A 24221-nucleotide genomic window follows, 5' to 3' on the forward strand; every position below is an offset into this window, starting at 1 on the left:
AACTAGACTGCAGCCGCCACCGACCCCAGACTCAGATGTGATTTCGCCAGCGCCAACCCGACATTCGCGCTGCTGTGACAGACGTAGCAGACAACATGATCGGGATATTCCCGGGTCCGCAGAAAAATATTGAGCCGATCATTGGAAAACACTGCAATCTCGCCAAAGCCGGAACCGTCTGGGCTTTCTGGTTCTGCCTGCCGCAGAAGCTGCTCAAAGGCCCGTACTCCCCGGCCCTGAAACAGGTTGGCGACAGCAACTGCAAGTGTGTCCAATGCGTCGCCACCTTCCGGGTCAGCGACTTTTGTCCCGAGCAACATCCCGGTTTCCATATCGATATACCCGGCTGCGATGCAGTCGGGTATTGATTCCATTGCAGTGGTCAACGCAGCTTCGATCGACATCTAACACCTGGCAATTCTGTCGAAACTGTCCGTCAGGACAATGTTTCCGGGACTAAAGCACATGCCATTCCGCCCTGCTGTTTTCACTGGTTTTTGCCATTGGGCGCAACGCCTCTTTGGTCTGCTGCTCGTTGTGCTCAACGGCGATCTTGTCAAACTCAGCCAGAAACGCCGTGAATACGTTCTTTAAGCCTTCGGCATCTTCCGGCAGGTCTTCGTCCTTCGCAACCTCGCGCCACATGGCGGATGCGCTGAGCGAGCTTTCCTTAGGCGCCGACATCTGGCCAGCTATCGCATCGATGTTCTCGGATTCGCGGTTCGGCGCTTCGGCATTTCCGCCCGGCATGGACAAAATCTCGGCTTCGGCCGGGCTAAGGTCTTCAGGCTCAGGTTCGTATTCCTGGTCTGACTTGTCCGATTGCTGGGCCAGCAAAGCGGTGATCGACGAGACCGAAACCTCAATTCCCTCTTCTTTTTCAGCTTCCTCCTCGACCGAGTCTTCAGGCGCATCCGCTTGATTATCTTCAGCCGTCGCGATCAGGTTTTCAGACTCTTCCCAATCTTCGGGTTCACTGGTTGCAATCGCCGGGTCGCGGGCCTCTTCATCCAGTTCGTCTTCGTCCAGCAGATCGAACTCGTCTTCATCCGAAGTGGATCTGGCCAGTGCCGTCAGGTCCAGCGGACCCTCCGACGTTTTGCGGAAAAAGGTCCGCAGATCGTCGTCGTCTTCGCCGTCTTTGCTCGAGTCTACGGTATCGGGCACCATCTCAGCCCGCAGTCGTTCGGCCTCAGCCGCGTCAATTCGCGGTCGTTCCGAATCCTCGCCTTGCCGCTCCACACGTGCAGGACGCACTGGAAAGCTGGTGACGACCTTGGGTTCGTCGCTTTCGTCGGCAAGGGGGTTTACCAGCTGGAGGGGCGCCGCTTCACTTTCGGGCCGTTTGTCCGCCTCGCCGTCGGTTTTACGCGACGGACGCAGCGGCTGAACCCTGGGTTCGTTGGACAGCGTCTTGTCTATCTGATAGCGGGACAGCTGTTCGGCCCGGTTGTCCATGATGTGCTCGGTGATCTCCAGAAAGCTGTCGACCATCTTACCGCCACCACTGCGTGACCAAAGCTCGGCATCACCGGTTTTGTCCCGGGCCGTTATGGCATCGCGCGCAGAAAACAGGATTGACCTGTTGAACAGATGTCCGGCTTCCCGATTGACCCGCCGCAGCACTTTCTGGCGGTCTTTGACATCAAGTGCATCGACACGGGTGACCAGCAACAGGGAGTTGTTCTGCAAACGCTCGGGCAGGGATACCCAGGTTGCGCGTTCAGTCTCGCGCCAGGCCTGCGTTGCATGGGTACACCACAGAACGCCATTGGCCTGACCGATCGCGCGCCGCCACACATCGGTCGAAATCTTGGGATCCGAAATGCCCGGGGTATCGATCAGGTCGACAGCTTCCAGAATGTCGGCCTCGAGATAGATGCGAATGAACTGCGCATCATTCACGCCAACACTTTCAAGCTGATCCAGCGTGATACTTTCCGTGCTGCCATCATGCCGTTTTACAAATGCAGGTTTGTTGCCCCAACTGAACCAGATGGGCGGCAATTGCGTCGCCGTGACCTGTGTCGGCAGTGCCTGCGTGCGCAAGAGAAAATTCATCAGCGTCGATTTCCCGGCGCTGAATTCCCCCATTAGCGCAAAGACCGGCTTGCGGCGGGACCACTGCTCGATGCGTTCCCAGGCCTTTGGTGACACGAAGCGGTTTTGTGAGTCTTTTGTCATATCTCTACTTATGCTGCCTCGTTACTTAGATCTTTAAGGATGCTACCCAGGATTTCGTCCCGCGATTTCTGCAGTTGGATGCCTGCCATCAATGCGGTGTTGCGTCCGGGATCCTGCTCCGCCGTAGCCGAGATGTTCAGCAGGGTCTCTTTCTGTTCACGCATGAAATCGGACAGAGTAGCCCTGACGTTTTCCAGAACGGCTGCGATCTGGTTTTCTTCGATATCCTTGGTGATCGAGTTCGCTTCGGAGGCGATCAGGCGGGTGTAATCCGCCGCATAAGCCTCGAATCCCTTGCGGCGTTTCCACCAGCGGCGCCACCAGGTGCTTTGCAAATCAAGCGCAATGGTTCGCCCGATGCCGAATGGCGGCGGGACGCGCGGTACAATCGGGGCTTCGATCTTGAATTCACCCAAATGGTTGCCCAGCAACCTGTGATACAGGGCTTCCACGTCCGTTGCGGCGGTTGCGTACAGCGCTCCGGCTTCCTTGCGCATGGATCGGGCGAAGCTGAAATAGGCGGCCTTCTGCAGGGTGCGCAGCCCGGCCGGATCATACTGCCAGGTGCCTTGTTCGCCGTTCTGTTCCAGATGGGAAATCAGGGAATCCGTCGCCCGTTTGACAAAGTTCGCCTCGGCCGATGCCAACCGTTCGAGCACCTTGTCGCGCAGCGACGTGGTCAGGTCAGCGACCTTCTTTTCGTATTCGGCGGCTACGGTGGAAATGGCGTCTTCTGGCGATACTCCGTCCAGATCCCGAACCACTCCTTCGCCACCAGACAGTGTCTTGGCGACGGCCGTGGCCCGAATCTGGCTGGCAATGTTTCGGGCCCGGTGGCGCACACGATCCAGCAGACGGGTACCAGCTCCTTCGGCAATGCGTTCATTCATGGCCAGCAGAAGGTCAGGCAGACCGGACAACGCCCAGATTTTGTCAAGCGAAGGTGCCTGATCGCCAAATCCGGCCGCCAGGTAGAACGTGTTCAGCGCCTGTCGAGATTCTTCTGTCAGGATGTCGGGGTTGCCAGTCAGTGCGGCCTCGGCCCACAAAGCGCTTCCAAATACAACGCTGGTGTTTGTGTCGATGTTGTTCTGTTTCAGCGTGTCTTGAATCCGGTCGCGGATTTCCGGAACCTGATTGACGGGATCGGCCAGCTCGTCGATCCGGTTCACGAACAGGATGATCTGACGGTGTTCGAACTGGGCGATGATCCGCATCAGCGCCATATCCATGGTGGTCAGCGCCTGACTGGCCGCGAGAACCACAATACAGACCTCGGATCCGCGCAAGCTGCGCAAGGTGATCTGTTCGCGCACCATGAAAGTATCGTTCACACCGGGCGTGTCGCAGAGCTTCAGCGAGATCGGGTATTGGGGAATATCCATGAACAGTTCCGCTGATTTGGTGACATCGGCGAACCGCCCCGTTTTTGGGTTAATATCCGGGTCGTCTTCGTCCCCCAGACACACATAGCGCTGGATCAGTTCCTCATCGAAATAGTCGTACTGGTGGCTCTGGCCGAGAATCAAGTCGAAGTGCTTTCCCAACCGCGCTTCGGACTTGGACTTCATCTCATTGATCTGACGCCGGATATCGTCCATTTCGTCGTCCGCACCAGCCCGGTTGGCCAGTTCGCCTAGCCGGCCGCCGCCAACCATCAGATTGTCCCACTCCTCCTGCTCGAAGAAGGTAAACCTGGACTTGGTGCCGCCCTGCGTACGGGTGTTTATGTTCAGGGTGGTGACAACCGAGGTCCATGGGTTCACATCCGACGGCAGCAGGGCTGGACGGCCCGCAAGGATGTTCACGATCGAGGATTTACCGGCCTTCACCTGCCCGACCAGCGTCACGGACGCGGTAAAGTTCTCCATCCGCGTCTTGAGTGTCGCCAGCCGCGCCGAAGAGCGCGCATCGGCCACTTCCGTCAATTGGTCGATCTGAGCCGTCAGGGACGTCATGGCCGACGTCATAGGTGACAGGGCCTCATTACCTACGGACAGAAGATGTTCGTTGCGCGCCATGGATCAGCCTCCGGTTCCAGTTGCGGCGATTTGCAGGGTTTCCGGCATACGGCCAGAAGGCGCGCGGGTCAGGGTGTCGATCCGGGCAATCAAATCCAGAGCGTTGCCCAGAATTTCGGCTTCGGCGCGCGGAGAAATGTTTTCATATGCTCCGGCATCGGCCAGAACTTCGATCAGACTGAAATGATCACCATTTTCCAGGCGTGCAACCTGGCGTCCAGTGGGAAACCCTTCGGATTTGACGGAAGGCAAAGGCATCCGTGCATTTGCCAGCAGATAGTGGTCGCCGGAATGGGTTCGCAACGCAATGCCAAATCCCGTGTCAGGGTAATCGCGGTTCAGTGTTTTGAGTTCACCAAGAAAACTTTGACGTGCAAAAACGACAGCGTCTTGCTCGGCAGCGGCGGAGTTCATCATGTCGGTCACGGTAAAGACCCTTGTGCTGGAGTTGAGTGAAACACTGGTACAGCGCAGCAGATGCGCAAAAAGACTCATTAACTCCTGTGCCCAAGAAGAACCCTCAAGGCGGTGTTATTTTGACGCGAATAAGATATTTTAACGTTTGAATTGTGGCGCGAATGTGGTGAGGCGCGCATAAGAATGCCTCAACCCATGGGAGAGTTCGCTTGATTTCCTTCCCGGCAACAAGAAAAAGGACGTCCCGTCGTTCAGGGCGGGTGGTGGGCCCGGCCTGCCTTGAGCGAAATAATTTCACGAAATTATGCAACTAATAGAATTGAGCTTGAAAGTGGCGCTTCCTAATATGCCTCCGCATGGGGATCCACATAGGATGTAGACATGCGGCGATCACGATCCGGTCGGGGCTTGGCACTTTCTGCGCACCAAATGACGCCGCCACCTTTCGGTGGGCGGTTCAGACCGCTGGACGAGGGCAAGCTTGCCCAAATTACCAACGCCGCGTTTGATATTCTGGAACGGACAGGAGTGTCGGGTGCGTCCCGTGACATCCGTGATCTGGCGCTGGACAACGGCGCGTTGCAGCGGGCGGACGGGCGTATCACCTTTCCCCGCGCTTTGGTCGAAGAGGTGATTTCTAAGGCCTGCAAGCGGGTCGAACTGCCCGGGTTCATCAAGGATCGCGGGATCGAGATTGGCGGTGGAAAGGTTCATATAGGTACCGGCGGCGCGGCCGTACACATCCTTGATTCCGAAACCAATACATATCGCGACAGCACGCTGAAGGACCTATATGGCCTGATGCGGATCGTCGATTCCTGTGATGCGATTCACTATTCTTTGCGCCCGGTGGTCGCGCGGGATCTGGAAGATCCGTTGACGTTGGATATCAACACCGCCTTTGCGGCAATGAAGGCGACATCAAAGCCCATCGGCACCAGCTTTTTTGACCCGGCGCACGTCGCCCCAGTGATCGAGATGTTTGATCAAGCGTTGGGGGCAGAAGGGGGTTTCGGGAGCCAACCGTTTTGTTTTGCCTCGGTATGTCATGTGGTGCCGCCGTTGACGCTGGCCGAAGAAGCATGTGGTGTCATGCGCGAATGCGTGCGTCTTGGGATGCCGCTCCAGATCTGTTCGGCGGCTCAGGCGGGGGCAACCAGCCCCGCCTCTCTGGCCGGAGCGCTGGCGCAAGGTCTGGCAGAATCGCTGGCGGGTCTGGTGCTGGTCAACATGATGAGGTCCGGCTTTCCCTGCATCCTTGCCTTTCTACCATTCATCTCGGATTTGCGCACCGGGGCCATGACCGGCGGATCGGGTGAAGCCGCAATCGCCAATGCCGCCGCCGCGCAGCTGTTGCTGAACCTCGGCTTGCCATCGACTGTTTCCGCCGGGATGACTGACGCCAAGACGGCTGACGCGCAGTCAGGATACGAGAAGGGCTATACCATCGCTCTGGCCGCGCAGTCCGGGGCGGACATGATCAACCTTTCGGTCGGCATGCTGGGCTCGATCATGGCCGCCAGCAAAGAGGCGCTGGTGATCGACAACGACATGTGCGGTGCGATCCTGCGGTCTGTTCGCGGGGTCGAGATGTGTGACAACTCGATTGATCTTGACCTGATTGAAGAGGTCGTCACAGGCGACGGGCACTATCTTGGCACCGCTCAAACACTGAACCTGATGACCCGCGAATATGTCTACCCCTCTCTGGGCGACCGCCAAAGCGTCAATGACTGGCTGGAAAGCGGTGCGCAGACAGTATGGGACCGCGCCATCGCCCGCGTTGCCCAGATCGAGGAACAACCCGCGCCCGACCATCTGCCCGCCAAGGCCGAGGAGGCTTTGCGTGCGCGACTGCCTATTCGCCTGAAGATTTGAGCACCCCACGCGTCAGCGGAAATCGGAATTGCCGGTAGTGGGCGGACTCGCATTGGTTTTTCTGCTTTGGTGCGCAGAGTTCTGATTGATTGGACCCAGCGGACTTTGCGAAGCAGAAATGCTCGCGCAGATGACTTCATGAACACCTCATCCGATTGCGCACCTATACTGCCGATCATCTCAGTAGAGACGAATAAACTCAGCAGGGCTTGTTCAATTGTATCGCTATGTCATTGTTTCTACACGGCATTGAACAGGAGTTCGTTCAACTGACGGTTGCCATGAAAGAATTTGGATCAGTACCTTGATCAGGCGTAATATTGCGAACGGGAATAAACTTTGGCGGCGCCTGCAATTCCCTCTCGCACTTGGTTTCAAGCTTTGATATTGACCGCGTCAATCCGGCGCGCAAATGCCGGAATGCGGGTGTGGCGAAATTGGTAGACGCACCAGATTTAGGTTCTGGCGCCGCAAGGCGTGGGGGTTCAAGTCCCTCCACCCGCACCATATTACTTAAAAATTTACATAATTATCAGTAATTTAAGTTTTGCAATCTACTGTCAGACCACCTTTTAGCCCACCTTCTGAGAATAACTTCTTCGCCTAAGTCGTGTGCTGTTCAAAAAATCAGCGCGAGTGCCGACTGAGGCTTACGAATTTGGTTTTCTCGGAGTCTTGTGACACTTCCACCAGTGAACTGACGGCTCTTAACTGTCGAAAAACAATCTGAATCTTGAAACTCTGCACCTAAAGCCAATGGAAGAACCTTTAGTTTTCAAGTTCGTCCGAAATCTAAGCATTCCGAGATAAACATAGGTGGCGCTTCGGTGAGCATCCAAAATCAGGGCTTAATTTAAACTGCAGTATTTTCTCCAACACTGGCTAGGTTTAGGAGTCGTTCTTGATTTAAAGCCAGAACATAACGGTTGCGGCCAATGCGATGGCTGAGAGGAAGACCTTTGGGCAACGATCATATCGGGTCGCGATACGGCGCCAGTCCTTGAGCCTGCCGAACATGATCTCGATCCGATTGCGACGCTTGTATCGCCGTTTTTCGTAGCGCACGGCGGTCTTGCGTTGCTTGCGATCGGGGATGCAGGCACGTATCCCTTTGTCTTTCAATGCTTCCCGGAACCAATCGGCGTCATAGCCGCGCTCCCCGAGGAGCCATTCCGCTTTTGGCGAGCTGCCCAGCGGAGCCCGCGCTCTGATATAGTCGCTGACCTGCCCGGCGGTCACGAACAGGTTGAGCGGGCGTCCCAGGCTGTCACATATGGCGTGCAGCTTGGTATTTATGCCGACCTTGGTCCGGCCAATCAGGCGGCCAAGCCCCCCTTTTTCACGCCCAGGCTGGACACCCTGCGATGTGCCTTCAGATAGGTTGCGTCGATCATCACAGTTTTCTCTTCGCTGTGTTCGGCAGCCAGCCCCGCCATGATCTGGGCAAAGACACCCCTAATGCTCCAACGCTTCCAGCGGTTGTACAGTGTCTTGTGTGGGCCGTATTCCCCAGCGGCATCCTGCCAGCGTAAGCCATTGCGGTTGATGAAGATAATCCCGCTCAGGACACGCCGATTATCGACGCGAGGCTTGCCGTGGGACTTCGGGAAATAGGGCTAAAGTCGCGCCATCTGCGCGTCGCTCAACCAGAAAAGGTCAGACATGTCACCGCTCTGTTTTCAGACGGTGAATCACGCTGAACCGATGAAATCAATGGGTCCTGACCCTAGTCACTTATATCGTTCTGGTTACCTAGTAGCGCAACAAAAAGGCCCTGTTGTGGTCAAAGGCGCGTTAGCGGCAGGAAAAGAAGTGGTTTGTCGGCATCTTACAGCCAATGGTCAACACAAGGAGATAAGGTTCTTCAGCGAACACCCATATCTCAAGGAAAGTGCTGGGAGAAACGACTCAATCTATGCAATTCTGTACAGGTATAAACCCGGCTAATATTAACATATCAGGTGTTTAAATGCTGAAACGGATATGGGCAAAGATCACCGGACAACCCACGGCGGAATGGCCGAATGGTTTCATTTGCCTGACTCCTTATCTGCAGAACCTGGATCCGATTGATAACCCCCGCACACGCATCCGCGAGGATGGCCGGTCAGAAAAGGAGGTTGGAAGGGACAAGAAAACCGACAAGACGATCTGGTTGCCGCTTTCCGATTAAGCGGCCTTTGTGGGCCAGCGCGTGCGGAACAATTGCGCCATTGGAGCAGAGGTTCTAGGTCGAAATCTCGGGTGGGGCTTTGAGAACCATCTGGTTTCGCACATCCGGCCACGCGATCAGACGGTCCACGCCGATCCGTTCCAATGCCTGCAGCTCGGCGTCCGCCAATTGCGCCACCGCTGCAGCCTGCCGCTCCAGATCGCCTGCTGACCACTTGCTCACCGTTGACCGGTGATAGCGGAGCCAGTGATCCAACACGGTTGCCTCTATCTCGCCCAGTGTCATCTGCTCAGGTCCTTTTGTGGTCTGAAACCCACCGTACTGTTCTAAGCAGATAACTCAACAAAACTGGTTTGCACCCAAGACAATACGCGTGCTCGTGACGGCCCAGAAAAGGAAGGCGCTCCCCTCGATGCAAAGGGGAGCGATGTTGGCGTCGATCTGGCCGTCAGTGCGACTTCAGGCTGTAGACCAATCGGAAGCAAATTTTCATAGATTTGTACTTTCCATCGCTATCAGCCGCAAAGAGACCGGCTTGGGGTTGTTCCGTCGGGATCATATAGTCACACGGCCCCGTGAAGCGGGCACCATTGATGGCAAAGCCTTTTTGAGCAACCCATTCGCTCACCCAGACGGAGCGGACCACGTCCAGCCCCTTGGGTGACGTATCAATGGGCAGTTCGGCGCAGTCGAATCTCAGGGTCCATTTTTGAAACTCGTTTTCCGGCATGTACTCTGGGGGCTGTTTCGTGTCCGGGTGGTATGGCTTTCCTTCGGGATCGTAAAAAACGGCCAGTCTGCCGTCTTTAGGGCCCAACGGTATGGTTGCCAATAAACCGTCAGGCTTCGGGGGGCCAAATTTTCAAGCCCGTTTGCCAATTCAACAAATTCCTGCTCTTCCGGAAGGCGGATTACCCTGACCCACCCGTGCCGGAAACCCAAGACCTTCGTTTCTCGGCGTTGACCAGCTAAAATGGCAGCCGCGATTGGCATAGAACAAGCGGAGGGAGCGCTCTTCATCAATTTCTTTTTCTTATTCTTTGTCTATGTCTTGATGGTAGTACGTTTGCACCACGTTCGTAGAAAACACGCATTGATTTCATTGCAAAATTCCCGACAATCTTTGTTTTGACGATCACCCTTCCTCCGACACTCTCCCTTCCACCGGGGCTGGTTTGTGCAACAAAACGTCCGCTTTGCAGACGTTCACCCGGACCGAACGTCCCGCTGTACTGCGAATGGCAGCTTCGTTGCGCTCGTTTCCAGTTCGCCGAGTGTAATGCGAATGGCCCCGATCTCCGGCAACGGGCGTTCGTGCTTTGAGCGGCGAAGGTTCCAGGAGAGCCCAAAGCGACCCTGAAAAATGACGCAACTCGTCGCCCGTGGTGAATGTAGATAGCGAGCTTTAGGTTGGGTCGTGGTAGAATATCGAAAGGCGAGAACGTCTTACATATCTGCCATTCGATAATTAGCCTACGCTTTAGTACCCCATCTAAGCCTCTATGCTTGGATCGGTTCACCTGGCAACCCTATAGCCTCTCTGATGGGGTCAGGCAGATGAAGATTTTGTGCGAGGATATCCGCTTTTTCTGACAGCGCTTCCGCACGTTCTGCAGCAGTTTCTGCTTGGGGATGCATTCCCGACTTCCTGAGTATCCACGCCTTCACTAACCAAAAGTGTCTGCAGTAGGGGCGCATTTCAGTAGCGTCTGAAATTGCTTCGATCGCGAGTTGCTTATCACCTGCCATCATGTGGGCAATCGAAAGGGGATAAAGCCGGTACGGAAGAAACGGATCCTCGGTGGAACGACTCACGGCCTTCGCTAAACTTTTCCGAGCAGCTTCCCAGTTGCCGGCAATAACTTCGGTGTAACCGCTCGCCTCCATACCCAAAACGTAGCTGGGATTCAGTCTGAAAATCCTATCAATGTCCTTCCGGGCGCCATGCAGATCACCCGCGAGGCGCGCGCGCACCTGCGCCCGCGTATACCAGCAGTAGTCAGAGCGAGGCGCAGCCTGAACGGCCTTGTTTGATGACTCTATGATCCGCATTCGCAAATCAGGATCAGCCTCGCGATAGCATGCTTCTAAGGGGTACAATTTGGCTTCACACCACATTGCAAGCCCGGACCCGTTCTCGGGATCAAGTCGAAGCGCTCGCTCCAGCAATTTACCCGCATGCTTATAGTCCTCGACGGTGGCACGGTAAAACAGCATTGCCGCTCGGGATCTCAACTCACTTGGGCTCAATTGATCGTCTGGAATGTCATTAAGACGGTCACCGTCAAACGCATTGATCTGCAGACGTAAATCGTCTGACAGCTGTTCTGCAGCCCGGTCGCTTAGTTCAAACAAATCCTTTGAATCTCCGTTTAGGAAGCGCGACCAGGTTACCTGTCCATCTCCCAACCGAGTAAGGCTGGACGATATCCTTGCTTCAGTCTCCCGGCAGCGCAACCTGCACCTCAGGCTGTAGGTTGCTTTGGTCTCGGATGTTGAATCTGTTGCAATTACACGCACACCTGTGCGGCGCGAAAGACTGTGAACCAACTGCTCCTGCAGGTCAGCGCAAACCTCAAGAGTCTCTCTCGTTTCGGGAGCACTTGTGACCGGCTCGACCGCAATGGAAGGCAATTCGGTTAGTTCAATTTCACGCTGCGTGGCGGGCCGCCATTGAAACCCATTCACCGGATTAGCAAGATTCTTCAAATCGAACGTGCCCGCATCGCTGAAACCCGCCGAGAACTTATCGTCCAACTGCCGCTTAAGGTCTTCGGAGATCATCACACCACCGGGTGGCGCTTCGGTTTGCAGGCGGGCGGTGATATTTATACCGGCGCCATAAATGTCGGCCTCGTCTTGAACGATCTCACCGAGATGCGCTGCCATCCTCAGCCTGATTTTCTTATGGTCGACCAATCCCAATTGCACAAATTGAGCGGTTTCGATTGCCGCTGATACTGAAGGAAAGGCAATAATCCATCCATCGCCCATACGCTTCAGTATTTCGCCGCCTCTTTGTACGGCCTCTGGTTCCAGTAGTTTATCCCGAAGTTCGTGGACCAGCTCGATTGCGAGCGACTGATCCGCCTCCATTGCGGACGTATAGCCGACCAGGTCAGCCATCAAGATTACGGCCAGGCGAGCTCTCATAAAGCAAGGTTAAGACAACGCTCAGGTATTGTCATCTTTTGAAACGGGTGAAGCGGCCTCTGGGCACCATCAAAGCAATGCAACGAATGGCGGCTTCGTCCGTGCAGTAGTCATTGAACGGATTTGATCGAACATCCGCTTCGAGCCCAAAGTGGACTTTCGTCTTAAGAAGCTCCTGCACATGAACCATTTTTTGGTCGGGACGCGGTTTCTATCGGGGTCTCACCGAAGAATTGGTGGTAGGCAACTGATGTCCGGCCTAGGTGACTAAAACCTGCCTCGCCGATGAGCTTCGAAACGACACCTTTCTCATAGGTGCTTTCCTGCAGAAGCGACCTTAGTCGATGCAGTTGGACGATCGATTGGAACTTGCTTGGGCCAACACCAAGCTGTTTTTCAAAGGCCAGAAAGAGTGAACGCCTGGATACCCCGAGTTCGCGACACAGTTCTTGAACCGTTAGTTTTGTGCCAGCCGGGTTTTCTGAAAAAAACTCTTCTGCCGCCAAAACGATCTTCCACTGACTATGGCTCGCTTTTTCTGCGGGCATTTGTGGTTCGGCACAGTAAAGAAATTCACCTGCCAAGTTTTCGAGGTTCTCGAGAACGTCATTCAACATCCAAGCATCTTCCGCATCCACGGTAGTTTGTTTGTGGCAAAGACACATTTCAATGCGCTGAACAAAAGCATTCAGACGGCCAGATCTAGTAATGCGGATGGGTGTTTCAAATGTTGCCCATCCACGCTTCTCGACCTGTAGCCACGGAACTTCCAGCAGGTATATCTGAGTGCCAGCTTCGGCCACGTAGTCATACTCTGTTGGCTTTTGCCCTTGCCAGAACACAAGAAACGGATCCTCATATAGAGTTCCCTGAAATCGAACCGGTTCGCCGTTGGGCAAGACTAAACCGAGGAAGACTGTGTCGCCGTGTTGAACTTCTTGGAAACGAATACGCGAAAAATATTCCTCGCAAAAAAGGCTAAAACCATTGTGTTGGGCCACGCGCCAATTCAGCTTCGGACCCTGTGGAGAGAGAGCGAGCGCTTCGAGTTGGACGCCGGTGTAATCAGGCAGGTGATCCACTGAACGTATTTTCTTGGACAGTAACATAGCGCCTCAGTTAACCCTTACTGCGACCGGCTCTGGCAGCAGCACATTGAAATTCAATTATTCATAATAGTTTGCACGATTCGGATAGCCAGTCACAAACTCAGGTTACACTATCGATCTCGAACACAGAAAACCTGTCAATGTCCTCGGAGTGCCTTATGAAGAAGCCAACACTTTCCATTGCTGCGCTATTGGTATCATCAACGTCTCTCTATGCGCAGGCCGCCGATCTGGTCTTTACCAACGCTTCCGTCCTTACCATGAACGACGATGTGCCGACCGCGCAGGCCGTTGCGGTCACGGGTAACCAGATAAGCTATGTTGGCGATGTCGCGGGGGCAGAGGCGCTGGTTGGCGAAAACACCGAAGTTTTGGACTTGGGCGGGGATACCCTGCTGCCGGGCTTTGTGTCAGGCCACGATCACATCGTTGCATCGGGCTGGACGTCGCGCGGTGTAAGTTTGTTTGGAATTGAAACGCTTGAGGAGGCCTTGGCGGCCATCAAGGAATATGCCGATGCAAACCCCGACGAAGAGTTGATCCTCGGCTATGGGTTCAATCAGGTAGCTTATGGCGGGTGGCCCACAAAAGAAGATCTGGATTCGGTGGTTTCTGACCGTCCGGCCTTTATCCTCGACTTCACAATTCATGACGTTTGGATGAACTCCAAAGCGTTTGAAGCGGGTCAAGTCAGTCCTGACGAAGAGGATCAGGTGCCGGGCGTTATGTTCTGGCAGCGTGACGCGGAAGGCAACCAGACCGGAATCGGAATTGAGTTCCAGTGGGCTGCGGCATTTCGAAATGCAGGCGCTTGGGACCCGGCAGGTGAAATTCCTGATATCCAGAAAAACCTCTACGATCAGGCGGTCAAAACCGGAATCACAGCAGTGCACGTGCCTTTGATGGCTATGCCGACAGTTACCGATCTGTCGCTTGTGAAAGATGATGAGAAACTCGCACTGGCCCATCTGCACGAACTGGAAAAGAACGGTGAGTTGACGATCCGCACTTTTGTTGCGACGGGGTTCAAGGACCCGACCGCCACTGCTGACGAAATCGTGGAACACACACTCGAATTACGCGAGCAGTACGACAGCGACATGCTGCGCATCTGGGGCATAAAGATCCATCCGGAAGGGAACTGGAGTTCAAAAACCGCCTGGATGCTGGACGACTACGCGGACGGGTCTGCGACGCGCGGTGCGGCTGCCATTGAAGGACCAATGATAACTTCGGTCTATCTGCATGCCAATCAGAACGGGCTTCCGGTGGGCACTCACGTCGATGGATCACAAACAGTACGCAACACGGTGGACGCGATCATGACCGCGCGCGGCGCTGGTTATGACGTTCCCAACAACCTGCTACACCATTATTTCTGGGTGTCCGATCAGGACCATGAAACAGTCATTGAGAATGGAATCATGGTAAATACGACGCCTATTTTCCACGTTGATTGGGAAAACCAGGATGTTAACGCTTTGGACCTGTTGGGGCGCGCAAAGGTCGAAGCGATTTTTGCCCGCTATTCCTCGCTGATGGCCCTTGGGCACAACGTATCGATCTCTTCGGACGTACCATCTTCGCCGATTGATTTGATCGGTCCACTGCTAAATGTTGAGATTGCGATGACATTGCAGGACCCACTGAATCCGGACAGCAAGCCGTTCCCGTTGTCCCGCAAACCGGCCTCATTGGAAGAGTCTTTGAAAGCAGTCACGATCTATCCTGCCGCGCAGCAAGCGATGGAGGACAAAATAGGCTCCATCGAAGTGGGAAAATATGCCGACCTTGTTGTTCTTGATCAGGACATAACTGCAGTCGAACCGCGTGATATTTCAAACATCAAGGTGTTAGGCACGCTTATGGATGGGCGGTTCACGCATCGTGACGGTATTTAACTGTCAAGGCAGTTGAGGCTGGGGGCGAACAATGCCCCTCGCTATTTCAGAGAGGAAGCCAGAAATGAGACGACTGGCCCGATCCACAGTAGCCTTACTGGCCGCAAACCTTTCAATGGTGGCTCATGCTCACGCAGAAGAAGTCGCATTTATAGCCATACTGAGCGTTCCGGCTGAAAACGCACAGGCTTTTGATACATTGGCCAGAGACATGGTTGAGGCATCGACCTCCGATGACGGGCTTTTAGTTTACGAATTCGCCCGAGTTGGCGAAACGGTTTATGGCTATGAACGTTACGTGGATGCGGCTGCCCACGCCCGGCACGAAGCGTTGATTGGGCCCTTCATTCCGCAGTTGGTTGAGTTGGCGCAGTTCGAGAAGATAGTCACCCTATCGCGGCTTACGGATGACCATCAGGAACTGTTCCGAGGCATTGGGGCAGAGATCGGCCAACCAATTGCCGCAGCGGCGCGAAGGGCATCCGATTAATCGCGATTGCGACGAATGTTCAAGGGCAGCCTAACGACAAATCAAAACGGGGTACGATAGCAAAATATGAAAAGCCTTCTTTACACTTATGCACTGCTCTTCGCCGGGCTGATCGGTGTTCAAGCCAATGAAGCCCATGCTTGTGACGCGGCTTGTCAGGCAGCGCGGAAGGCTGCGAACCCGCTTGCGGACACAAAAGCACTAATCACGGATAATACAATCGCCTTCAGGACCGGGACGAACGATGACGAAAGCTACAACTTTCAGCTACAGCCCGTATATTCAGTTCCACTGACAGACTCCACATTGGTGCTTCGGGGCATTGTGCCGATCCAAGGTGTCCAGCCCGGAGCCGTATTGCCACCTGGAATTGTCCTTCCATCGACAGAAAATGATCTGACCTGGGGCATCGGTGATTCAACTGTACAGGCATTTTATTCACCTACGCCGGGAGAAAGCGGAATCGCGCTTGGCTATGGCCTGCAAGTTTCCCTGCCAACGCACACGAATGACGCCTTGCAAGGTGCCGGTTGGGGCGCTGGCCCTGCCTTTGTCATGTTTGGGCAAACTGGTGATCTGTCATGGGGTGGCGTTATTGCTCATATGTGGGGCGAGAACGATTTCAACGTAACCATCCTGCAACCCATTCTGAACTACGGTTTGGGAGAGGGCTGGTACATCGGGTACAACAACGTCCTTTCGTACAACTGGAATGCCGCTGGCAATGATGAAGCTTGGGCAATTCCACTGGGTTTGACCGCCGGTAAGACGTCGATCATCAATGAGACTAAGGGCACCGCTATGGATGTCAGTGTCGGATATTACACTTTAGAGCGCAGACCTGACGGCGGACCGGACAGACAACTAAAACTGGGTTTGTCGTTCTTTTTTTGATTGGCGGTTTAGAAGCATGATCCAGGAGACTGCTTTCAGCGAATGGGGACAACAAAAACACGAGAGAGAACGATCCTTTGCATATTGGACCCCGGCCGAAAACTGGAATCCGTCGCAACTATGAGGAACAAGTGGACCACTGAAATGACAACCAACCTGATCGCTCTAGTAATTTTAGTTCTTGCGTTCGCACACATTCAAGCTGCTCAGGCGGAGATTGCCCAAAGCCCACAAAAACCTGCTGCCCAATCTTCTCCTTCAGGGGCAAAGCGTTTTGACATGTCTGAGCGCTTACTTGATTTGGCCATTGCCTCACGCTCCTCATCGCTAGACGAGTCTATTCAGGAACATGTTGCAATTAGCTGGCGCGATTTGAAGCCGGCCCTAAAGTCTCTGGAAACCCCATTTGAAAAGCTGCCATATCCGTTGTTGAACGCTATGCGAACGCAAGTTCGTTGGCGAACATCCAGTACCAGCGAGCGCTCTAATCCTGATCTAATTAAAGAATACAAGGCGGCCAATGGTGTTCTGTCCGCCCATGATGTCGACGTAGAAAGGCTCATGCAAGAGCGCCGAAAAATCATTGCGCAAAACAACTCAATCGGGCGCGGCCCAAATTTAGAAATTCTGGGGACCACAATCAGGCTGCCGGGGTACATAGTGCCACTGACAATCGATGGGGCAGTTGTAACCGAATTCTTGTTTGTTCCGGTTGCAGGTTCTTGCGTTCATACACCTTCGCCGCCACCGAACCAGATCATTCATGTAGTTTACCCTAAGGGCATCGAGTTCAAATCGATTTTCGATGCATATTGGATCGAAGGCGAACTGCTAGCTGAACGCCGAGTCAGCGACGTTACATTCTACGACGGCGCTACAAACGTGGAATCCATTTATGAACTCAACGCGCATATTGTTGAAGCATTCACCTAGTGATTTCGAAGAAGCTCATCCGCCAAAAAGCCGAGAGTCAATGTCGCGCTTCATTCGTTTCGCCTATTTGGATGGCAATACACTCATGACGCGCTAGACGGCGTAACAAAGGCTCACATCAGCGCAGAGTGCAGCCAATGTGTTCAGAGTTAAGAACGGCGGCTTTGTCCGCATAGCAGTCGCTCTCACCGAGTGCGGCGACTGTCTGCTTCGGAGTCCACTTTGACCGATGCTGCGCGATACCCCAATGACAGCTGTGCGCAGAAAGCGGACTTTGCAAATATTCGGCGTGCAGCCCAGAGCTGTCGTTGGGCAGGTTATCCGGATGCTGTTGACGTAGTTCGCGGAGCCGACATTCGAGCACAACGAAGCTGAACTACTGGAGGCTGTAATCTAGTCTCTGGGAAACCAGAAATCTGCGGCAAACTCAGTAGGGTCGACTTTGATTAACAAGAACTAACGCTGCCCTTGAAGTTCTCCTTCCTACGAGGTTGGCGAACAACATTACTGGCCTCATTGCACAGTTGGCACCGAAGAGCAGTACTAGATCCAATAAACGCTATGTTTCCAGTTGGCTACGGATCCAGCTGAGAAGGGGGGATCGTGTGTCTCGTTCGTGCCAAATTGCGCGTATCCCCAATTCCGGCAGGGGAAAAGGGCAATCGCGCGTGATTAGATTTCCGTTGATGGCGGCGGCTTGGGCAAGCGTTTCCGGCACAAATGCGATTAGATTTGTTCCTTCCAGGAAGGCGGGTTGCAGGTGCAGGCTATCCGTCACCAACCCGACCTGACGTAGGGGCAAACCCTGCTCCTTGCCATAGAGATGCACCGGGTCATCTTGTTTCGCCATCAGGCTCAGCCGGACATGTGGATATAGAAAGACTGTCTCAGCATTCCAGCTGTTCAAAGCTGGGTGGGTTCGGTCCAATAGGCACAGAAGGTGCTCGCGCAGTAGCAGCTTTTGAAGAAACTTCGGAATTGCCTGAAGTCCTGCGCCAATGATCAAATCGGCATCACCGGAATCGAGCATCTGGTAGCTGTGATCCGAATAGCTGTGAATTTCGAAAACGATCCCTGGTGCTTGCTCTCGAATGCGCCGAACCGCCTTTGCAAGGAAACTGGTGGCAATAAAATCATGGGCATGAATTCGAATAGTTGCGCTCGCGTTTTCAGGTGAGAACGTCACCGGTGCAGTCAGCACGCTGATCTCAGAAAGGATCGTGTTCAACCGTGCCGCAAGGTCCAGGGTGCGCGCCGTAGGCACCATTTCGCGCCCTTGCTTGACGAACAGAGGGTCGTCAAACAGGCGGCGCAACCTTGCCAGAGTATGACTCATGGCAGGTTGCGTTACGTTCATTCGCTGCGCAGCACGTCCAACATGCCGTTCCGAAATGAGTGCTTGCAAAGATTTCAGTAGATTGAGATCAATTCCATCAATTTCATTCATACTAAGAAGAAATAATGATTATTTCCAATTATGTCTATCGATTGCCATTTTCCTCTCGACCACAAGAGGAACAGAAAGATGAATATTCTGATCACTGGGGCCAGCAGCGGCTTCGGAAAAGAAATGGCCATCAGACTTGCGGGCGAAGGTCATTCTGTATTTGCCGGAATGCGTGCTTTGAAGGGGCGAAACGCCAAAGTGGCGGCCAGTCTAGAGGCAGTATCCGGGCAAATTTTCCCCATTGAACTGGATGTCAGCAGTGACGCCGGCGTAGACAGCGCAATTGCCAATCTGATGTTAAAGCTGGATGGTTCACTTGATGTCGTGATCAACAATGCCGGGATATATGTTGGGGGACTCAACGAGACCATTTCTGCGGCTCGGTTTCAGAACATGCTGAATGTGAACGTGCTGGGACCGGTTCGCGTGCTGCGCGCTGTGCTTCCCAACATGCGCGCCCAGGACTTTGGCACGGTGATCAGCATCACCAGTGACATGTCCCGATTAGCTTTGCCGATGAGCGGTTTTTACTCAGCCAGTAAAGCGGCGCTGGAACTGGTCGCCGAGACCTATGCTCTTGAACTCGCCCCTTTGGGACTGGAATCCCTTATCGTTCAACCCGGCGCATTTGACACTGGCATCATGCAGAAATCGCCGCCAACGGATGAACCGGAACGCATGGCTGGATACGGCCCAACATTGGAACAAGCACAGGCGATAGCCGGACGCTTCATGGGGTTGGCGCAAAAAAGCTTTGTTGAGGCGTCCCCTGCAATGGTTGCCGATGCCATCGCCGAACTGTTGAACCTGCCCTACGGCAAAAGACCGCTGAGAACTGTCGTCGACCCGTCGGACATTGGCGCTCTGGCCAGCGCAATGAATGCTGCCGTAGCCACCAAGCAGGAGAGGTTTCAGAACGCTCTCGGCGCCGAATTCTCCTTCCCCGTTCAGGAGGCTGCGGAATGAATGTGATCACTGTTTTCGTCGGACTGCTGTCTGTCTTCTTCCTCTTCGCAAGCTCGATCAAGATCTTCGGCTGGCAGAAGTTCATTTTCGAAACCCAATTGGCAATGTTCATCAAGTACGGGTTAAATCGCCAGATCATGGCCTTGGTTGGAGTGGTTGAATTGTTTGGTGCAATCGCGATCTGGCTTCAGGGATCCTGGGTCGGGACTTTGGGCGCGTTGGCTATTCTTGGCACATCCATCGGTGCAGTTGGTTGTCATCTGATCTGGGACACCTGGAAAGAAGGCATTCCCGCCATGGTCACAGGCACCTTGTCCGCAATCGTAGCCTGGTCTGGCCGTGAAACGGTGTTGAGCATTGTTGGTATTAGCTAAAAGCAATTCTTAACACAGGAGTCATGTTGTGACTGACAGTATCCGCGTGGCAAATGCCAAGGGCCTTTATCTGGAAGGCATTCGAGACGGCAAAATGTTTGAAGCGCTCGATAAATATACCGGGGATCGCTACACGCAACACTCAACGGGTGTACGCGACGGTAAAGAAGGTTTCATCGAGTTCTTCACGCCTTTTCTGGAGCGGAATCCGGTGCGCGACATTCAGGTTCTGCGCACCATCGAGGATGGAAACTTCGTATTCGTACATGTGTATCAAAGCCTCAACGGTGGTGAAGCGCAGTGGGTGACGGCCGATATCTTTGATACCGACGAAGACGGTAAAATCATCGAGCATTGGGATGTGATTGCCGCGTATAAGTGGCCAACCGTCTCGGGCCGCAGCATGGTGGATGGCCCAACCGAAATCGAAGATCTCGATTTCACCGAGGCCAACAAGACCGTGGTGCAAGGGTTCATCGACAATGTCTTGATGGCAGGGCGTACCGATCTTGTGAATGACTACATATCGACCGAGCAATACGTTCAGCACAACCCAGAAATAGACGACGGATTGGAAGCTTTCTCCATGCATCTTGGAGAGATGACAAGTGGCGGAAAAACCGCGCAATACGTCAAAGTTCACCGACTACTCGGCCAAGGAAATCTTGTGGTTGCTTATAGCCATGTAAAACAAGACGAAAACGATTGGGCCGTCTTTGACTTGTTCCGGCTCAAGGGTAGAAAGATCGTCGAACATTGGGATGTTCAGGAACAGATCGGCCCGAAAGAGACCTGGAACAACTCTGGCAAATTCTAATCGGCTGGAAAGACGGCCCTACACGCGCAAGTCGCCAAAACCACGCACTTTTGCGCGTTGAGCGTGTGATCGCCTTGGGTTCTCTTCCTCGATGTTTGAACAGTGGTATTTGATTGACCCAGCGCGACACCGCAGGTGCGCAGAATTGGCAGAATCCAGATTGCTAACGTCTTCAAGATTAGACCTCTTCGGCTGGTATCAGGTGAACATCGCGTTGCGGGAACGGAATGGATATACCTTCCTGATCAAAACGTTCCTTTGCTTGCCCGGTTAGGTCCCAGTACACCGCCCAATAGTCATCGGATTTAGACCACGGACGGCAGAATATGTTGACCGAGTTGTCCCCCAATTCTCCAACAAATACCTCGGCTGTTGGCGAGCTGAGGCAAAGATCGTGGTTTTTGACCAGTTCCTTCAAAACGGCAATGGCATGAGCGGCATTGTCAGAATATGCAATTCCAAACACGAGATCGACGCGCCGCTCGTCTGATGCGCTTACATTGGTAATCACGTCCCCCCAGATTTTGCTGTTTGGAACAACGATGATTTGATTGTCGAATGTACGGATCTTTGTGGAAACAACCGACATCTCATCCACAAACCCGGATGATCCGCCGACTTCGATGTAATCGCCGGTATCGAAGGGCTTGAGGACCATGATCATCAGACCGCTTGCAAGGTTGCCTAGAGTTTCCTGCAACGCGAAACCCAAAATGAACGACAAGCCGCCGAATACAGCGAATAACGGTGTTACGTTCACGCCGAACAAGGCCAGGACAACCAGGATACCCAATACAAAAACCGACCAAAAAACTGCGGTGGCCAGAAACCTCTTTAACATTCGAGACAGTGTCGGAACTCTATCAAGTCCGCGCTGTGCCATCCTGCGCACGAAGCGGGCAACAAACATCATCGTCCAGACAGCAACCAGAACGCCCAATACCCCAAGGACAATTCGCATCCCCCCGTCAAATGCGACCAGCCATGCGAGGGCGCTCTGCACCAGCGTCGTGAAATCAACCGATGTTATCGCACTGGTTTGAAGCGCCGACAGGTAATCAAGATGGGGTTTGAGATCCTCCGGGGCTGCTCCTTTTTTTGACCAAGCCTCAAGAACAGTTCTATATTTTTCGAGCGTCGCATTTGAGGTCGCGACAAAAGTTGACAGTTCTAATCTCAGTTTGTCTTCGTTTTCCTTATTTGCTTTCTGCAAGTTCAGATTTATCTGGGCAAATTCTTCGGCCTGATTGCGAACATGAGTCTGCCAAGCAGCTGATGCATCGGACAATTCTTCGGCGGTTAATGGCACGACTAGTATTTCGAGTTCATCAACGCTCGTGTTCTCATCAACTGCCAAAGCGAAAAACTCAGTTTCAGCAACGGATACTTCATCCGTTTCCTGGCCAAACGCATTGAATGGAAAGATAAACAGCAACGCGCAAAGGCAAACATGCATGATCCGATTTCGCGGGTTCCGGTTCATTTGAATGCTCCGTGGATGAATTTCGTGGCCACCCGAAGTGCGCCCTGTTTCACAATTTCGGGTGGGCTGGATTTTTGCAGTGGGCGACCGCAGACACCCGGCACCTGACAGCAAATCCAGCGAGGATTGCGTTAATCATCGTCTCTGGTAGCCCCGCCAGTCGCCTTGATCCTTCCCATCAATACACGTTCCCTATTAGTCGAAACCTCTTCGGAAGTCTGGATTGGTCCAAAAGTCTGTACGTCGTCGACCTCTATAGTAAACGCAGCCTTCATGAGGACGGGACCATCAACAACCAGCATTTCCTTCTGCGTCGGCTCGATCCTGATTTGACCAGTTACAACGATGGGCTCGTAGACTGTCGATGGTGCCCAGGAACCACTCAGGCGCAAGCGCACCATCTGGTTTGGTGGCGGAGGCGGTACGTGGCTGCACATTCCACGTTCCGGCACGATATATGCCATTTGGGTGCCATCTTCGTTGGGGGGTGCCGGGATCACAAACCCGCCCAATGAAACGGTCACGCCATCGATGTCGACGTTGGCGGCCGTGCCCGCCTTCTCACGTCGTTCCATCACAACCCAGCGTTGGGAAATCAGCCAGTCAGCATCAACGCCTTCCTCAGCAAGAGTTGCTTCGGTCGCTTCGAGATCCTCTTGAATCTGGTCAAGCTGTTCTGGCGTCGCCCCACCTTTTTCTTGCTGCGCGCGCAACCGGACCAATTTGCGAAGCGCGTTAAGCTGTTTGCCCGTCAATTCGACGAATGGATCTTCGTAGTTCTGAGCGGATTCATCGATCAGGTCTGACCACTCAACACGTGTGCCTTCCGAATGAACCGGCAAAGCCAGAAAGCACGCGGCTATTACTGCACAGGAAAAACGCATTATCATATGCTCCAAAGTTTCATCAGAACAGCGCCCATTGCCACTGGCTCTGACGGGTCATCATTCAGTTGCACCGGATTCCTGCGCGAGCAGGACGCGTGCTCACGAAAGGGTAGCAAGCGCAAAAAGTACAAGAAGGGCTTTTCCATCGCTAGGCCTGGTGTCCGGGTTTTGACCTTGGTCCGGGGTTCACAGAATGATCGCCCCGGCCAGCGTCAGGACAAACGAGGTAGTTCTTGCCCTGAAACATCGTACTTTCGTCTAGTTGAGAAGATCGCCGACGATGCCGACGGCATCAACAACGGTAGACAGGTCATTCGTAACTTCGAGGACTTCGCCATCGACCTGAATGTAGCGGTTTCCTTTGCTCGGCGCCTTCAGCTTCCATTTGGAAAGGTCCCCAATATCCTCGAACTCCAGATCAGATGGGAGCTTGGCACCGCGCGTGTAGCGCTTGATCTGACCAGGCGGCACAGCCTTTGGGCCTTTGCCGGGTTTGTCTTCTATCTGAATGCTGACATCACCGTTCTTGCCCCCCTTGTTCGGCTTTTTACCCTTGTTGTCTTTGGCGTGGGCATCGCTGCCTCCAAGGATGAAAAACACAACTGCTAAGGCTGCGAGAATTCCGTAGGCGATCTTCATAGATTGTTCCTTTGCTTCCCAACTTCATTCGACTGGCGTTGAAAATTCCGGCACGCGCTTCAGGGCTTCGATCATGTCCGCGCTCGTCATCAGCTCGATGAACGTGTAATCTTTCAGAACCCCTTGGCTCAGACGCGAAATATACATGGCCTGCACCATGCCCGGATCGTCCGGGAAACGGACGGTGATGTAGTTCTTTCCATCTGCCAGTCCCCAAAAATAACTGATCATCTCACCACCCATTGCGGCGAGCGCAGCCCCCATGTCTTTTTCCCGGTCGGTCGGATTGTCGATCATGATTTGCCAGGCATCGGGGTTTGGTTCCCCGATCCCCAGATAGTATCGGCTGTGAGGCTCCTCAGCCGCCGCTCCGGAGACACCAATCCCAACTGCGCAAAGAGCTACTGCGATTACCTTGTTCATTGATCGCTCCCCTGTTCAGGATCGACTGCGCA

General features: G+C 53.8%; 22 protein-coding genes, 1 tRNA gene and 1 pseudogene. 10 read left to right on the forward strand and 14 right to left on the reverse strand.

The window, feature by feature from the left end:
- Positions 1-2: 2 nt before the first annotated feature.
- Genes ACR1XU_RS16575 through ACR1XU_RS16590 form a run of 4 tightly spaced genes read right to left on the reverse strand, consistent with a single transcriptional unit; the run spans position 3 to position 4700 of the window.
- Positions 3-404: a hypothetical protein gene (locus ACR1XU_RS16575; protein ID WP_170681377.1), complete on the reverse strand. Its 402-nt coding sequence runs from the start codon at positions 402-404 to the stop codon at positions 3-5.
- 52 nt (positions 405-456) lie between these two features.
- On the reverse strand, positions 457-2184 hold the full coding sequence (locus tag ACR1XU_RS16580; protein ID WP_480908789.1) for a dynamin family protein: 1728 nt from the start codon (positions 2182-2184) through the stop codon (positions 457-459).
- An 8-nt stretch (positions 2185-2192) separates the two neighbouring features.
- The gene (locus tag ACR1XU_RS16585; protein ID WP_480908788.1) at positions 2193-4205 is read right to left on the reverse strand and encodes a dynamin family protein; all 2013 of its coding nucleotides are present in this window, start codon (positions 4203-4205) and stop codon (positions 2193-2195) included.
- 3 nt (positions 4206-4208) lie between these two features.
- Positions 4209-4700 carry a hypothetical protein gene (locus ACR1XU_RS16590; RefSeq protein WP_480441549.1) on the reverse strand — a complete coding sequence of 164 codons (492 nt, stop codon included), beginning with the start codon at positions 4698-4700 and terminating at the stop codon, positions 4209-4211.
- 303 nt (positions 4701-5003) lie between these two features.
- Here ACR1XU_RS16590 and ACR1XU_RS16595 point away from each other — a divergent pair, with 303 nt between their 5' ends.
- Positions 5004-6500 carry a trimethylamine methyltransferase family protein gene (locus ACR1XU_RS16595; protein WP_480908787.1) on the forward strand — a complete coding sequence of 499 codons (1497 nt, stop codon included), beginning with the start codon at positions 5004-5006 and terminating at the stop codon, positions 6498-6500.
- Positions 6501-6922: 422 nt separating this feature from the next.
- Positions 6923-7007, forward strand: a tRNA-Leu gene (locus tag ACR1XU_RS16600).
- Positions 7008-7406: 399 nt separating this feature from the next.
- Here the strand turns inward: ACR1XU_RS16600 and ACR1XU_RS16605 are convergent.
- A pseudogene (locus tag ACR1XU_RS16605) lies at positions 7407-8164 on the reverse strand (IS5 family transposase).
- A gap of 305 nt (positions 8165-8469) precedes the next feature.
- Between ACR1XU_RS16605 and ACR1XU_RS16610 the strand changes: the two are divergent.
- Positions 8470-8673, forward strand: coding sequence for a hypothetical protein (locus tag ACR1XU_RS16610; protein ID WP_170807619.1), 204 nt, complete (start codon positions 8470-8472; stop codon positions 8671-8673).
- A gap of 54 nt (positions 8674-8727) precedes the next feature.
- On the opposite strand, the gene ACR1XU_RS16615 is transcribed toward ACR1XU_RS16610, so the two are convergent.
- The 4 genes from ACR1XU_RS16615 to ACR1XU_RS16630 form a co-directional block, all read right to left on the reverse strand.
- Positions 8728-8958 (reverse strand): hypothetical protein, encoded by a 231-nt coding sequence (locus ACR1XU_RS16615; protein ID WP_170807620.1) that lies wholly within the window; start codon positions 8956-8958, stop codon positions 8728-8730.
- Between the two features lie 163 nt (positions 8959-9121).
- Positions 9122-9505, reverse strand: a complete 384-nt coding sequence (locus ACR1XU_RS16620; RefSeq protein WP_480813514.1) for a hypothetical protein — start codon at positions 9503-9505, stop codon at positions 9122-9124.
- Positions 9506-10173: 668 nt separating this feature from the next.
- Entirely contained in the window at positions 10174-11799 is a 1626-nt protein-coding gene (locus ACR1XU_RS16625) for a hypothetical protein (RefSeq protein WP_170807622.1), read from the reverse strand.
- Between the two features lie 191 nt (positions 11800-11990).
- A complete protein-coding gene (locus tag ACR1XU_RS16630) occupies positions 11991-12935 on the reverse strand; it encodes a helix-turn-helix domain-containing protein (protein ID WP_170807623.1) in 945 nt (314 codons plus the stop codon).
- 158 nt (positions 12936-13093) lie between these two features.
- On the opposite strand from ACR1XU_RS16630, the gene ACR1XU_RS16635 reads away from it, so the two are divergent.
- From ACR1XU_RS16635 to ACR1XU_RS16650, 4 genes are all read left to right on the forward strand, one after another.
- Positions 13094-14836: an amidohydrolase family protein gene (locus tag ACR1XU_RS16635; RefSeq protein WP_170619764.1), complete on the forward strand. Its 1743-nt coding sequence runs from the start codon at positions 13094-13096 to the stop codon at positions 14834-14836.
- 64 nt (positions 14837-14900) lie between these two features.
- The gene (locus ACR1XU_RS16640; RefSeq protein WP_480915637.1) at positions 14901-15326 is read left to right on the forward strand and encodes a putative quinol monooxygenase; all 426 of its coding nucleotides are present in this window, start codon (positions 14901-14903) and stop codon (positions 15324-15326) included.
- Between the two features lie 66 nt (positions 15327-15392).
- On the forward strand, positions 15393-16220 hold the full coding sequence (locus ACR1XU_RS16645) for a hypothetical protein (RefSeq protein ID WP_170807626.1): 828 nt from the start codon (positions 15393-15395) through the stop codon (positions 16218-16220).
- Between the two features lie 144 nt (positions 16221-16364).
- Positions 16365-17153, forward strand: coding sequence for a DUF3299 domain-containing protein (locus ACR1XU_RS16650; protein ID WP_170613821.1), 789 nt, complete (start codon positions 16365-16367; stop codon positions 17151-17153).
- 559 nt (positions 17154-17712) lie between these two features.
- Here ACR1XU_RS16650 and ACR1XU_RS16655 read toward each other — a convergent pair.
- A complete protein-coding gene (locus tag ACR1XU_RS16655; RefSeq protein WP_170807627.1) occupies positions 17713-18600 on the reverse strand; it encodes a LysR family transcriptional regulator in 888 nt (295 codons plus the stop codon).
- A gap of 78 nt (positions 18601-18678) precedes the next feature.
- Here ACR1XU_RS16655 and ACR1XU_RS16660 point away from each other — a divergent pair, with 78 nt between their 5' ends.
- From ACR1XU_RS16660 to ACR1XU_RS16670, 3 genes are read left to right on the forward strand one after another with little or no spacing between them, the layout of a single operon-like run.
- On the forward strand, positions 18679-19566 hold the full coding sequence (locus ACR1XU_RS16660; protein WP_480908785.1) for an SDR family NAD(P)-dependent oxidoreductase: 888 nt from the start codon (positions 18679-18681) through the stop codon (positions 19564-19566).
- Positions 19563-19940 (forward strand): DoxX family protein, encoded by a 378-nt coding sequence (locus ACR1XU_RS16665; protein ID WP_480908784.1) that lies wholly within the window; start codon positions 19563-19565, stop codon positions 19938-19940. Before ACR1XU_RS16660 ends, ACR1XU_RS16665 begins: the two co-directional genes overlap by 4 nt.
- A gap of 46 nt (positions 19941-19986) precedes the next feature.
- Positions 19987-20757, forward strand: coding sequence for a nuclear transport factor 2 family protein (locus ACR1XU_RS16670; protein ID WP_480908783.1), 771 nt, complete (start codon positions 19987-19989; stop codon positions 20755-20757).
- 178 nt (positions 20758-20935) lie between these two features.
- Here the strand turns inward: ACR1XU_RS16670 and ACR1XU_RS16675 are convergent, their stop codons facing one another.
- The 4 genes from ACR1XU_RS16675 to ACR1XU_RS16690 form a co-directional block, all read right to left on the reverse strand.
- Positions 20936-22240, reverse strand: coding sequence for a mechanosensitive ion channel family protein (locus tag ACR1XU_RS16675; protein WP_480908782.1), 1305 nt, complete (start codon positions 22238-22240; stop codon positions 20936-20938).
- Between the two features lie 131 nt (positions 22241-22371).
- Entirely contained in the window at positions 22372-23130 is a 759-nt protein-coding gene (locus ACR1XU_RS16680; protein WP_480908781.1) for a DUF3299 domain-containing protein, read from the reverse strand.
- A 255-nt stretch (positions 23131-23385) separates the two neighbouring features.
- Complete coding sequence (locus ACR1XU_RS16685) at positions 23386-23766, reverse strand: hypothetical protein (RefSeq protein ID WP_480908780.1); 381 nt, start codon at positions 23764-23766, stop codon at positions 23386-23388.
- Positions 23767-23790: 24 nt separating this feature from the next.
- Positions 23791-24189, reverse strand: a complete 399-nt coding sequence (locus ACR1XU_RS16690) for a hypothetical protein (protein WP_170463053.1) — start codon at positions 24187-24189, stop codon at positions 23791-23793.
- Positions 24190-24221 lie beyond the last annotated feature (32 nt).

Source organism: Ruegeria sp. D1(2025) (assembly GCF_056536425.1).